The sequence below is a fragment of the Pseudomonas sp. FH4 genome (assembly GCF_000510915.2).
Taxonomy (GTDB): Bacteria; Pseudomonadota; Gammaproteobacteria; order Pseudomonadales; family Pseudomonadaceae; genus Aquipseudomonas; species Aquipseudomonas brenneri.
Window position 1 is genome coordinate 21,347 of the sequence record NZ_AOHN01000047.1, and the last position, 12,008, is coordinate 33,354.

Below are 12,008 nucleotides of genomic sequence, written 5' to 3' on the forward strand. Positions count from 1 at the left end.
AATTGAATCACCGCAGAGTAGGGATCGGCGCCTGTCAGTTGGCTTAGCGATAGATTACAGATTTGACAGCTTCAGCCTGCTCGGGGCGCGATTGGACTGAACTTTCTGCTGGCCCGCAGCCTCAACCGGGTATCACCGCCATGGAGGTCCAAACCATGAAAACCCTGATGCAACTGACTGTTGCCGCTGCCCTGTGCAGCGCCCTGCCCGCCTGGGCCTGCACCCTGGAAGAGGCCACGGCCAAACGCGAACAACTGGCCCAGGAGGTCGCGACGCTCACCCAGCAAAACCCGACCAAGGCCAAGGAGATCAATGACGAGCTGCAAAAAATGGACCTGGACACCGAAAGTGCCAAGGTCCCCGACAAGTGCCAATTGATCAACGCCCGGCTCAAGGAACTCAAGGAAGCCGCCGCCAAGGCAAAAAACTGAAGGCATAAAAAAACCGGACAATGTCCGGTTTTTCAGTGCGCCAAGGATTACTCGGCAGCGGGGGCTTCTGGCTTGCGGCGCTTGAGCGGAGCCATGCCGTCCTTGCTGACCAACGACAGGTTGTCGGTCTTCGGCCGGTTGGCGATCTTGCGCTTGGTCGGCGACTTGGCGCCGGTTTTTTTCTTGTCGCCCTTGGCGTCGACCTTTTTCTTCTTAACGCCGACAGCCTTGCCCGACGCCTTGACCTTCTTCGGCCCGGTGTAGGTGCCTTTGACTTCCTTGATGGTGCGGCGCTCGAACGACTGCTTGAGGTAGCGCTCGATGCTCGACATCAGGTTCCAGTCGCCATGGCAGATCAGCGAGATGGCCAGGCCATCGTTGCCGGCACGCCCGGTACGGCCGATACGGTGCACGTATTCGTCGCCGCTGCGCGGCATGTCGAAGTTGATCACCAGGTCCAGGCCATCAACGTCCAGGCCGCGTGCGGCAACATCGGTAGCGACCAGGATCTTCACGCCACCGGCCTTGAGGCGGTCGATGGCCAGTTTGCGGTCTTTCTGGTCTTTTTCGCCGTGCAGCACGAACGCCTTGTATTCCTGGGCCACCAGACGCCCGTAGATACGGTCGGCCGCAGCGCGGGTGTTGGTGAACACGATAGCCTTCTGATAGGTCTCGTTGGCCAACAGCCAGTTGAGGATCTGCTCTTTGTGCACGTTGTGGTCGGCGGTGACGATCTGCTGGCGCGTGGTCGCGTTCAGGTCGCTGACGTTGTTGACCTGCAAGTGCTCAGGGTTGTTCAGGACCTTGGCGACCATGTCGCGCAGGGTCGAACCACCAGTGGTGGCGGAGAACAGCATGGTCTGCTGGCGATTGACGCATTCGGCGACCAGGCGCTGCACGTCGTCGGCAAAGCCCATGTCGAGCATGCGGTCGGCTTCGTCCAGCACCAGCACTTCGACTTCCTTGAGGTCCAGGTTGCCGGCGTTCAGTTGCTCGATCATCCGCCCAGGAGTGCCGATCAGGATATCCGGTACCTTGCGCAGCATCGCGGCCTGGACCTTGAAGTCTTCGCCGCCGGTAATGATGCCGGACTTGATGAAGGTGAACTGCGAGAAGCGCTCCACTTCCTTCAAGGTCTGCTGGGCCAGTTCGCGGGTCGGCAGCAGGATCAGGGTCTTGATGCTGACGCGTACCTTGGCCGGGCCGATCAAGCGGTTCAAGACCGGCAGGACGAAAGCGGCGGTCTTGCCACTCCCGGTTTGAGCCGTCACCCGCAGGTCACGCCCTTGGAGCGCGAGCGGGATGGCCGCTGCTTGCACAGGCGTAGGCTCGACAAATTTAAGCTCGGCCACGGCTTTGAGCAGGCGTTCGTGCAGGGCGAATTGGGAAAACACGGGTGCTACCTCGAAGAAATACAAAAAATCAGCTGCATAGGGTAACGGTTTCGGGCGCCCAGGCCGAGTTTCTTTACGCGAAGTGGGCCAATCAGATGGTTTTTTGTCAGGTGATTTGTCTGCCTGCACAACTTTGCAGCACTTAAATGCTCTAATCGACCCGTCATGTCTTACAGAAGAATCGCGTTAAACCATGGATATCAAACAGCTCTGGCTCAACGTCCAAGACCTCTGGGGTGCCCTGGACCAACATCCGCTGCTGCATTCAAGCATCGCCCTGCTGGTGCTGCTGGTCGTGGCCCTGATCGTCGGACGGGTGGCACGCTACCTCATCCTGCACACCGTCAAACTGCTCGGGCGCCAGCCGGCGCTGCACTGGCTCAATGACCTGCGGCACAACAAAGTCTTCCATCGCCTGGCACAGATGACGCCGTCCCTGGTGATCCAGTTCGGCCTGCACCTGGTGCCGGAACTGAGCAAAAACGCCGCGCTGTTCATCGGCAATGTGGCGCTGGCGTTCACCATCCTGTTCCAGGTCCTGGCCATGAGCGCCCTGCTCAACGCCCTGCTGGATATCTACGCCCGCACCGAGCATGCCCGCACGCGCTCGATCAAGGGTTATGTGCAGTTGGCAAAGATGGTGCTGTTCGTGTTTGGCGCGATCATCATCGTCGCCACCCTGATCGACCGCTCGCCGTTGTTGCTGCTGTCAGGCCTGGGTGCGATGTCGGCGGTGATCCTGTTGGTCTACAAGGACACGCTGTTGTCGTTTGTCGCCAGCGTGCAGTTGACCAGCAACGACATGCTGCGGGTCGGCGACTGGATCGAAATGCCCCAGGTCGGCGCCGATGGCGATGTGGTGGACATCACCCTGCACACGGTCAAGGTGCAGAATTTCGACAAGACCATCGTCTCGATCCCCACCTGGCGCCTGATGTCCGAATCGTTCAAGAACTGGCGCGGCATGCAGGCCTCGGGTGGGCGGCGGATCAAGCGCAGCCTGTTTATCGACGCCGCGGGCGTGCGCTTCCTGAACGACGCTGAAGAAGTGCGGATGACCCAGGTCCACCTGCTGACCGACTACATCAGCCGCAAACAGGCGGAATTGAAAGCCTGGAACGAAGCCCAGGGCCACAGCGCACAACTGTCGGCCAACCGCCGGCGGATGACCAACCTGGGGACTTTCCGCGCCTATGCCCTGGCGTACCTCAAGAGCCATCCGGATATCCAGCCGAACATGACGTGCATGGTGCGCCAGATGCAGACCACCTCCCAGGGTGTGCCGCTGGAAATCTACTGCTTTACCCGCACCACGGCGTGGGGCGATTACGAGCGGATCCAGGGGGACATTTTTGACTACCTGCTGGCGGTATTGCCGGAGTTTGGCTTGAGCCTGTACCAGCAACCGAGTGGCAATGACCTGCGGGCCGGGGTGTTGCCGGCGGTGCTGGGCGCCAGTCATTTGCCGGTACCGGAGAAAGCCGCGCTCTAAGCTGCACCCTTGTGGGAGCGGGCTTGCTCGCTCCCACAACGTTCATCACCGGTTTGCAAGCCCCACAGCCGGGCGAGCACCCAACCGGCTGATCCACACCGCCGCCACAATCACCGCCCCGCCCAGGAACAACCGCCCCAACGGCTCATGCTGGTTCCAGATCAGCAGGTTCAGCAGCAACCCCACCGGCACATGCAGGTTGTTCATTACCGCCAGGGTGCCGCCATTGACCATGCACGCCCCCTTGTTCCACCAGTACAGGCCCAACGCCGTACTGACCAGGCCAAGAAACAGCAATACGCCCCACTGCAACGGTGCCTCAGGCAAGAAGTTGGCCTTGCCGAACAACAGGAACGCCGGCAACACCACCGCCAATGCCCCCAGGTAGAAGTAACCAAACCGCCGATAGTGCGGCAGGTCGCTTGGATGGCGTGCCACCAGGCGCCGGTACAACACTTGCCCTGCGGCGTAGGTGAAGTTGGCCAGTTGCAGCAGCAAGAAACCCATGAAGAAGTCCGGATTGATCTGGTCAAACCGGATCACCGCCGCCCCCGCTACCGCCACCAGGGCAGCCACCAATGCCCATGGATTGAAACGTCGGTTCAGTGCGTCTTCGATCAACGTCACATGCAGCGGCGTGAGAATGGTGAACAGCAACACCTCCGGCACCGTCAACACACGGAAGCTCAAATACAGGCACACATACGTCACACCGAACTGCAACGCGCCGATCAGCAGCATGCCGCGCATGAACGCAGGCTCCACCGAGCGCCAACGGGTCAGCGGGATAAACACCAGCCCGGCCAGCAGCACGCGTACCAGCACGGCGAAGTAGCTGTCGACATGACCGGCCAGGTATTCGCCGATCAAGCTGAAGGAAAACGCCTGGATCAGCGTGACAATCAGTAAATAGCCCATGTTCGCCTCATCTTTGAATGGGCGCGACATTAGCGTTTTTCACGGCCAGGCGAAACTCAGGGCAAAAAAAACCCGACCTCGCTAAAGCGGCAGTCGGGCAGGAGCACTCAGGAGCAACAAGTGCAAAGGGAGGTTCGATACGCGTACTTGAAGGGTTGCGTGGGGTTATAAAAACACCCCGCGATTATCTGGCGATTAACGCCTCAGGCGACCTGGGCCAACAGCGCCTTGGCATGGTTCAAGCCTTTTTCCTGGAAGTCGCCCCCCAGGTTCACCCCTTCGGCATGAATGAAGGTGACGTCATGGATGCCGACAAAACCCATGACCTGACGCAGGTAAGGTTCCTGATGGTCACTGCTCGCGCCGGTATGAATGCCACCGCGGGCGGTCAGTACAAAGGCGCGCTTGCCGGTCAGCAAGCCCTGGGGGCCGGTGGCGGTGTATTTGAAGGTCACACCGGCACGCAGGACATGGTCGAGCCAGGCCTTGAGGGTGCTGGGAATGGCAAAGTTGTACATCGGCGCGGCCATGACCAGCACGTCGGCGGCCAGCAGCTCATCAGTCAGCTCGTTGGAGCGCGCCAATGAAGCCTGCTCATCCGAGCTGCGCTGTTCGGCCGGTTTCATCCAGCCGCCCAACAGGTTGGCGTCCAGGTGCGGTACCGGGTTGACGGCCAGGTCGCGCACAGTGATCTGATCGGCCGGGTGGGCAGCCTGCCATTGGCTGATGAACTGTTGGGTCAGTTGGCGGGAAATAGAATCCTGCTGGCGGGCGCTGCTTTCGATGATCAGAACGTTGGACATGACTATGTAGGCTCCATCGGTAATTGCTGTAAGTCGATGAAGTGGAGGTTAAACAGAGCCAGTTCGATAAAAAAGCGTAAAAAACTGCTATAACCCATCTATAAAGTTGTTTATAAGCGGAGCTATCACGATAGCCGTGCCCCCGCGCCTGGTTTATTTGGGTTCGCAGGTCAGCTTGATGCGCATCTTGATAATCGCGCGGCTGAACTTGACCGTGGTGTTGGTGCTTTTGCCAGCAGGGACCGTCACCTTGCGCACACGCGCCGGCTCCGGGCCGTTGGTAAACGCTACCGTACACGCGGCGTCGTTGGTGCCGTAGTTACTTAATTCGATGGAGCTGATCTCGCTATCAACGTCGGACGCGTTGTAATCGACGCTGACCCCCTTGATCGATTTCGAGACATCGATCGGGTAGGCAAACGCGCTCAACGGCAACAGTGCCAGCACCACACAACAGAATTTTCTCATTCGGCAGTCTCCAATAAGGACCGCCAGCTTAGGACAAGAGGAGCCCATCTTGAAAGCGCCCCGCGTGACCCTTGATCAATGGCGTACGTTGCAAGCCGTGGTCGACCATGGCGGCTTCGCCCAGGCGGCCGAAGTACTGCACCGCTCGCAATCCTCGGTGAGCTACACCGTGGCCCGCATGCAAGACCAACTGGGCGTGCCCCTGCTGCGTATCGACGGACGCAAGGCGGTCCTCACCGAAGCCGGCGAAGTGCTGCTGCGCCGCTCCCGGCAACTGGTGAAGAACGCCAGCCAACTGGAAGACCTGGCCCATCATATGGAACAAGGTTGGGAAGCCGAGGTGCGTCTGGTGGTCGATGCCGCCTACCCCAACGCCCGCCTGGTGCGCGCCCTCACCGCCTTTATGCCGCAAAGCCGTGGCTGCCGCGTGCGCCTGCGCGAAGAAGTGTTGTCCGGGGTCGAGGAACTGCTGATTGAAGGTGTGGCGGACCTGGCAATCAGCGGCTTCAGCATTCCCGGTTACCTGGGTACGGAAATGAGCGATGTCGAATTTGTCGCCGTGGCCCACCCCGAGCACCCGCTGCACCGGCTTAATCGCGAGTTGAGCTTCCAGGACCTGGAAAGCCAGATGCAAGTGGTGATCCGCGACTCCGGCCGCCAGCAACCGCGCGACGTTGGCTGGCTCGGTGCCGAACAGCGCTGGACCGTGGGCAGCCTGGCCACCGCCGCCACCTTTGTCGGCAGCGGCCTGGGGTTTGCCTGGCTGCCCCGCCACCTGATCGAGCGCGAGCTCAAGGAAGGCGTGCTCAAGCAACTGCCCCTGGAGCAAGGTGGCAGCCGGCACCCGACGTTCTATCTGTATTCGAACAAGGACAAGCCCCTGGGCCCGGCGACGCAGATTCTCGTCGAACTGCTGCGCACCTTTGATACCGCACCGCTGGACGCACCCTTTGCCGCCCCTCGGCAAGCCTGACACAGAGTTCACCCATGGCCTATTTCGAACATGAAGGTTGCACCCTGCATTACGAGGAATATGGCCACGGCGAGCCGCTGATCCTGATCCACGGCCTGGGCTCCAGTTGCCAGGATTGGGAACTGCAAATACCGGTATTGTCCCGGTATTACCGCCTGGTTGTGATGGATGTGCGCGGTCACGGCCGCTCCGACAAGCCCCGCGAGCGCTACAGCATCGCCGGCTTTACCGCCGACCTGGTGGCGCTGATCGAACACCTGCAACTGCCCGCCGCCCATGTGGTCGGCCTGTCGATGGGCGGGATGATTGCCTTTCAACTGGCGGTCGACCAACCGCAGATGCTCAAGAGCCTGTGCATCGTCAACAGCGCGCCCGAGGTCAAGGTGCGCAGTGCCGACGACTATTGGCAATGGGCCAAGCGTTGGAGCCTGGCACGCCTGCTCAGTTTGAACACCATCGGCAAGGCGCTCGGCGACCGGCTGTTTCCCAAACCCGGCCAGGCCGACCTGCGGCGCAAGATGGCTGAACGCTGGGCAAAAAACGACAAACGTGCTTACCTCGAAAGCTTCGATGCGATTGTGGGCTGGGGCGTGCAGGAACGACTTTCGCGAATCACCTGTCCAACCCTGGTCATCAGCGCCGACCACGACTACACCCCAGTGGCGCAGAAAGAAATCTATGTAAGACTGCTGCCTGATGCGCGGTTGGTGGTGATCGAGGATTCGCGCCACGCCACACCGCTGGACCAGCCCGAAACGTTCAATACAACCCTGCTCGACTTTCTCAAGACCGTTCCAACCACTACTCAGGATCACTGACCCATGCTGAAAAAAATCGCCCTCTTTGCCGGTTCTGTGCTGTTTGCTGCCAACCTGATGGCGGCTGACGCCAAGGCTCCGCATGTCGTGCTGGACACCAGCTTTGGCAAAATCGAAATCGAGCTGGACCCGGTCAAGGCGCCAATCTCCAGCAAGAACTTCCTGGAGTACGTGAAGAGTGGTTTCTACACCAACACCATCTTCCACCGTGTGATTCCAGGCTTCATGGTCCAGGGCGGTGGTTTTACCCCGCAGATGGTCCAGAAAGACACCAAGGACCCGATCCGCAACGAAGCCAGCAACGGCCTGCATAACGTACGCGGCAGCCTGTCGATGGCCCGTACCTCCAACCCCAACTCGGCGACCAGCCAGTTCTTCATCAACGTGGCCGACAATGCCTTCCTTGATCCGGGCCGCGATGCTGGCTATGCAGTCTTCGCCAAGGTCGTCAGCGGCATGGACGTGGTAGACCAGATCGTCAACTCGCAGACCACCACCAAGCAAGGCATGCAAAACGTGCCCATCGACCCTGTGCTTATCAAGTCGGCCAAAATCATCGACTGATCGACAGGGAGTCTCGCGCGCTGCCCACAAGGCCGCGCGCGTATTTAACAAGGAGAGCCCGCCCGGCGGGCGTCAGACCCAATGCTCTATCGTCGCTTTGAACAACTGATCGATATTTTCCGCGACGCTCCCAGCGCGGCCCCTCCCGATAAAGTCCTGCCCTTCTACCTCTATTACCTGCGCCAGGTGTGGCCGTGCTTCGCCGCACTGCTGGTGGTGGGCCTGATCGGCGCGCTGATCGAAGTGGCGCTGTTCAGCTACCTGAGCCGCATCATCGACCTGGCCCAGGGCACGCCGCCGGCCAATTTCTTCCAGATCCACGCCACCGAACTGATCTGGATGGCCGTGGTGGCCCTGCTGCTGCGCCCGATCTTCGGTGCCTTGCACGACCTGCTCGTCCACCAGACCATCAGCCCTGGCATGACCAGCCTGATCCGCTGGCAGAACCATAGCTATGTGCTCAAGCAGAGCCTGAACTTCTTCCAGAACGATTTTGCCGGGCGCATTGCCCAGCGCATCATGCAGACCGGCAACTCATTGCGCGACTCGGCAGTGGCCGCCGTGGATGCCATCTGGCACGTGGCAATCTACGCCATCAGCTCACTGGTGCTGTTTGCCGAGGCCGACTGGCGCCTGATGATCCCGCTGGTCACCTGGATCGTCGCCTACAGCCTGGCGTTGCGCTACTTCGTGCCACGGGTCAAGGAGCGCTCGGTGATTTCCTCCGAAGCGCGCTCCAAGCTGATGGGCCGCATCGTCGATGGCTACACCAACATCACCACCTTGAAGCTGTTCGCCCACACCCAGTCCGAGCAGGAGTACGCCAAGGAAGCGATCATCGAACAAACCGAAAAAACCCAGTTGGCCAGCCGTGTGGTCACCAGCATGGACGTGGTCATCACCAGCATGAACGGCCTGTTGATCGTCACCACCACCGGCCTGGCCCTGTGGCTGTGGACCCAGTCGCTGATCTCGGTGGGCGCCATTGCCCTGGCCACTGGCCTGGTGATCCGCATCGTCAACATGTCCGGCTGGATCATGTGGGTGGTCAACGGTATTTTCGAGAATATCGGCATGGTCCAGGACGGCCTGAAAACCATCGCCCAGCCGCTGGCAGTGACCGACCGCGAAAACGCCCCGCGCCTGAGCGTGCCCCACGGCGAAGTGCGCTTTGAACAGGTGGATTTCCACTATGGCAAAAGCAGCGGCATCATCGGCGGCCTGAACCTGGTGATCAAACCGGGGGAAAAAATCGGCCTGATCGGCCCGTCCGGTGCCGGCAAGTCAACCCTGGTCAACCTGCTGCTGCGCCTCTATGACCTGCAAGGCGGACGCATCCTGATCGACGGCCAGAACATTGCCGAAGTGGCCCAGGAAAGCCTGCGCGAACGCATCGGCATGATTACCCAGGACACCTCGCTGCTGCACCGTTCGATCCGCGACAACCTGCTGTATGGCAAGCCCGACGCCACCGATCAGGAACTCTGGGACGCCATACGCAAGGCGCGCGCCGATGAATTTATCCCGCTGTTGTCGGACGCCGAGGGCCGTACCGGCCTGGATGCCCATGTCGGCGAGCGCGGGGTGAAACTGTCCGGCGGGCAACGCCAGCGCATCGCCATCGCCCGGGTCCTGCTCAAGGACGCTCCGATCCTGATCATGGACGAGGCCACCTCGGCCCTGGACTCGGAAGTGGAAGCGGCGATCCAGGAGAGCTTGGAAACCCTGATGCAAGGCAAGACGGTGATTGCCATCGCCCACCGCCTGTCCACGATTGCGCGAATGGACAGGTTGGTAGTCCTGGAAAAAGGCCAGATCGCCGAGAGTGGCAGCCATGCCCAGTTGCTGGCACACGGCGGGCTCTACTCGCGATTGTGGCAACACCAGACCGGAGGGTTCGTCGGCATCGACTGATTTGAGGCTACAGGCAACACCACCAATTCCGAACAAATCTGACAGTTTTCTCCGTCTCACTGGTGTTACATCACAATCCTGCTGTACTGCAATCAGGGTCCAGGAGGACCCTGACATCAGACAGCAAGGAAGCATCACCGATCAGTTGATTTAGAAGGACGCATTCATGTCTCTGTTCAAACGTTCCGTTACAGAAGGGTTAGGTACGTTTTGGCTGGTGTTGGGTGGCTGCGGGAGTGCGGTTCTGGCCGCAGCGTTTCCCGATGTCGGAATCGGCCTGCTGGGTGTATCGCTGGCATTCGGGCTTACCGTGTTGACCATGGCGTTTGCCATTGGCCATATCAGTGGCTGTCACCTCAACCCGGCAGTCACCGTGGGCCTGGTGGTCGGCGGCCGGTTTCCGGCCAAAGAGATGCCAGCGTATATCGTCTCGCAAGTCATTGGTGGCATGGTCGCAGCGGCCCTGCTGTACTTCATTGCCAGTGGCAAACCGGGTTTTGAACTGGCTTCTGGGCTGGCGTCCAATGGCTATGGTGAACATTCGCCGGGTGGGTATTCGATGGCGGCTGGGTTTGTCACTGAACTGGTGATGACCGCAATGTTCGTGCTGATCATCCTCGGCGCCACTGACCGTCGTGCACCGGCGGGCCTGGCACCCATCGCCATTGGCCTGGGGCTGACGCTGATCCACCTGATCTCCATCCCGGTCACCAACACCTCGGTCAACCCGGCCCGCAGCACGGGGCCTGCGCTGATTGTCGGCGGTTGGGCAATCCAGCAACTGTGGCTGTTCTGGCTGGCGCCGATCCTTGGCGCGGTGATCGGTGGCATCACCTATCGCTGGTTGGGTAAGGAAGAAAACGCCTGATCCAACAGTATTGACCCCCCCTGTAGGAGCGAGCTTGCTCGCGAAGAACTCAAGTACACCGCGTTCATTCTGGATAAACGCGGCGCCCTCAGGTTCTTCGCGAGCAAGCTCGCTCCTACAGGGGAACAGGTTGAATTCCCTGAGCGTTATTCCTGCCGATACGGCAACGCCGCACGCGCTTCTTCGGCATACGCCAGAATCCCCACGCGCTCGCGCTCCAGGAAGTCTGCCACGGCGGTTTTCAAGCCAGGATGGCGCAAGTAATGCCAGGAACGGGTAATCACCGGTTCAAACCCACGAATCAACTTATGCTCGCCCTGGGCACCGGCATCGAAACGTTGCAGCCCATTGGCAATCGCGTAATCCATGCCTTGATAGAAACAGGTTTCGAAATGCAATCGGTCGAACTCGCCCAGGCAACCCCAATAGCGCCCATATAGGCTATCGCCACCGACCAGGCTGAACGCCATGGCCACCGGCCGCGTCCCTTGCTTGGCCAGCACCACCCGGATCGCCTGCGGCATGCGTTCGGCCAACAGGCTGAAAAACGCCCGGCTCAGGTACGGCGACTGCCGACGCACGGCATAGGTGTTGGCGTAACAGGCGTAGACAAAATCCCACTGAGCCTCGCTCAACTCATGGCCTTGCAGCCACTCGAACTCGATCCCCTGCCCCGCCACTTGCTCGCGCTCCTTGCGCATCTGTTTGCGCTTGCGCGAACTCAAGGCATCGAGGAAGTCCTGGAAATCGCGATAGCCCCGGTTCTGCCAATGAAACTGGCAACCCAGGCGCGCAAGCCAACCGGGTTGCTGGCCCAGCGCGGCATCGGCCATGGCGTCAGTGAAGTTGATATGGGCGCTGGAAAGCCCTTCGATCTCCAGGTAGCCGGGCAGGCTCTTGAGCAGCTCAAAGCCGTCCGCGCCACTGGCCACCAACAGGCGCGGCCCGCTGACCGGGCTGAAGGGCACTGCAGTCAGCAGCTTGGGGTAATAATCGATACCCGCGCGTTCACAAGCATCCGCCCAGCCATGGTCGAACACGTATTCGCCATAGGAGTGCCATTTGCGGTAGCTGGGCAGCGCCGCGACCAGCCGTTCACCCTCGTAATGCAGCAAGTGTTCCGGCTGCCAGCCAGAGTGCCGGCCAAGGCTGGCACTGTCCTCCAGTGCACTGAGGAACCCATGGCGCAGAAACGGCTGATCCTCGGGGACCAACGCGTTCCACTCATCAGGCGCTATCTCGGACAGGCTATTCAAACGTTTCAACGGCATGCCATTCCCCGACGGTAAACGCTCGCTCACGATATTCGGGCCATTCTGACAGAACCCGCTGCCTGCGCGGGGAGCAAAAAAAAACCCCGCCAAT

Annotated in this window: 12 protein-coding genes; 7 read left to right on the forward strand and 5 right to left on the reverse strand. The window is 60.3% G+C overall.

Annotated features, from left to right (window positions below; all coding sequences use genetic code 11):
- The first annotated feature begins 155 nt into the window (after positions 1 to 155).
- Positions 156 to 431: a hypothetical protein gene (locus tag H097_RS26180; protein ID WP_032863471.1), complete on the forward strand. Its 276-nt coding sequence runs from the start codon at positions 156 to 158 to the stop codon at positions 429 to 431.
- A gap of 47 nt (positions 432 to 478) precedes the next feature.
- On the opposite strand, the gene H097_RS26185 is transcribed toward H097_RS26180, so the two are convergent.
- Entirely contained in the window at positions 479 to 1,825 is a 1,347-nt protein-coding gene (locus tag H097_RS26185; protein ID WP_032863472.1) for a DEAD/DEAH box helicase, read from the reverse strand.
- A gap of 193 nt (positions 1,826 to 2,018) precedes the next feature.
- On the opposite strand from H097_RS26185, the gene H097_RS26190 reads away from it, so the two are divergent.
- Positions 2,019 to 3,317, forward strand: a complete 1,299-nt coding sequence (locus H097_RS26190; protein WP_032863473.1) for a mechanosensitive ion channel family protein — start codon at positions 2,019 to 2,021, stop codon at positions 3,315 to 3,317.
- 45 nt (positions 3,318 to 3,362) lie between these two features.
- Here H097_RS26190 and H097_RS26195 read toward each other — a convergent pair whose 3' ends face one another.
- The 3 genes from H097_RS26195 to H097_RS26205 all read right to left on the reverse strand — a co-directional run bounded on the left by H097_RS26195 (position 3,363) and on the right by H097_RS26205 (position 5,506).
- A complete protein-coding gene (locus H097_RS26195) occupies positions 3,363 to 4,235 on the reverse strand; it encodes a carboxylate/amino acid/amine transporter (protein ID WP_032863537.1) in 873 nt (290 codons plus the stop codon).
- A 203-nt stretch (positions 4,236 to 4,438) separates the two neighbouring features.
- On the reverse strand, positions 4,439 to 5,038 hold the full coding sequence (locus H097_RS26200; RefSeq protein ID WP_032863474.1) for an FMN-dependent NADH-azoreductase: 600 nt from the start codon (positions 5,036 to 5,038) through the stop codon (positions 4,439 to 4,441).
- A gap of 153 nt (positions 5,039 to 5,191) precedes the next feature.
- Entirely contained in the window at positions 5,192 to 5,506 is a 315-nt protein-coding gene (locus H097_RS26205) for a hypothetical protein (RefSeq protein ID WP_032863475.1), read from the reverse strand.
- A 49-nt stretch (positions 5,507 to 5,555) separates the two neighbouring features.
- Here H097_RS26205 and H097_RS26210 point away from each other — a divergent pair, with 49 nt between their 5' ends.
- From H097_RS26210 to aqpZ, 5 genes are all read left to right on the forward strand, one after another.
- Positions 5,556 to 6,479 carry a LysR family transcriptional regulator gene (locus H097_RS26210; RefSeq protein ID WP_029292366.1) on the forward strand — a complete coding sequence of 308 codons (924 nt, stop codon included), beginning with the start codon at positions 5,556 to 5,558 and terminating at the stop codon, positions 6,477 to 6,479.
- A 14-nt stretch (positions 6,480 to 6,493) separates the two neighbouring features.
- A complete protein-coding gene (locus tag H097_RS26215; RefSeq protein ID WP_032863476.1) occupies positions 6,494 to 7,297 on the forward strand; it encodes an alpha/beta hydrolase in 804 nt (267 codons plus the stop codon).
- A 3-nt stretch (positions 7,298 to 7,300) separates the two neighbouring features.
- Positions 7,301 to 7,861, forward strand: a complete 561-nt coding sequence (locus tag H097_RS26220; protein ID WP_032863477.1) for a peptidylprolyl isomerase — start codon at positions 7,301 to 7,303, stop codon at positions 7,859 to 7,861.
- An 81-nt stretch (positions 7,862 to 7,942) separates the two neighbouring features.
- On the forward strand, positions 7,943 to 9,775 hold the full coding sequence (locus H097_RS26225; RefSeq protein ID WP_032863478.1) for an ABC transporter ATP-binding protein: 1,833 nt from the start codon (positions 7,943 to 7,945) through the stop codon (positions 9,773 to 9,775).
- A 166-nt stretch (positions 9,776 to 9,941) separates the two neighbouring features.
- Entirely contained in the window at positions 9,942 to 10,643 is a 702-nt protein-coding gene (aqpZ, locus tag H097_RS26230) for an aquaporin Z (protein ID WP_032863479.1), read from the forward strand.
- A 146-nt stretch (positions 10,644 to 10,789) separates the two neighbouring features.
- Here aqpZ and H097_RS26235 read toward each other — a convergent pair whose 3' ends face one another.
- Complete coding sequence (locus H097_RS26235) at positions 10,790 to 11,914, reverse strand: GNAT family N-acetyltransferase (protein WP_032863480.1); 1,125 nt, start codon at positions 11,912 to 11,914, stop codon at positions 10,790 to 10,792.
- Positions 11,915 to 12,008: the final 94 nt, after the last annotated feature.

What these genes read in the sequence shown, in the direction of transcription:
- H097_RS26180 (WP_032863471.1), top strand. Translation starts at nt 156, where the DNA reads ATGAAAACCCTGATGCAACTGACTGTTGCCGCTGCCCTGTGCAGCGCC.
- H097_RS26190 (WP_032863473.1), top strand. Translation starts at nt 2,019, where the DNA reads ATGGATATCAAACAGCTCTGGCTCAACGTCCAAGACCTCTGGGGTGCC.
- H097_RS26195 (WP_032863537.1), bottom strand. Translation starts at nt 4,235, where the DNA reads ATGGGCTATTTACTGATTGTCACGCTGATCCAGGCGTTTTCCTTCAGC.
- H097_RS26200 (WP_032863474.1), bottom strand. Translation starts at nt 5,038, where the DNA reads ATGTCCAACGTTCTGATCATCGAAAGCAGCGCCCGCCAGCAGGATTCT.
- H097_RS26205 (WP_032863475.1), bottom strand. Translation starts at nt 5,506, where the DNA reads ATGAGAAAATTCTGTTGTGTGGTGCTGGCACTGTTGCCGTTGAGCGCG.
- H097_RS26215 (WP_032863476.1), top strand. Translation starts at nt 6,494, where the DNA reads ATGGCCTATTTCGAACATGAAGGTTGCACCCTGCATTACGAGGAATAT.
- H097_RS26220 (WP_032863477.1), top strand. Translation starts at nt 7,301, where the DNA reads ATGCTGAAAAAAATCGCCCTCTTTGCCGGTTCTGTGCTGTTTGCTGCC.
- H097_RS26225 (WP_032863478.1), top strand. Translation starts at nt 7,943, where the DNA reads ATGCTCTATCGTCGCTTTGAACAACTGATCGATATTTTCCGCGACGCT.
- aqpZ (WP_032863479.1), top strand. Translation starts at nt 9,942, where the DNA reads ATGTCTCTGTTCAAACGTTCCGTTACAGAAGGGTTAGGTACGTTTTGG.
- H097_RS26235 (WP_032863480.1), bottom strand. Translation starts at nt 11,914, where the DNA reads ATGCCGTTGAAACGTTTGAATAGCCTGTCCGAGATAGCGCCTGATGAG.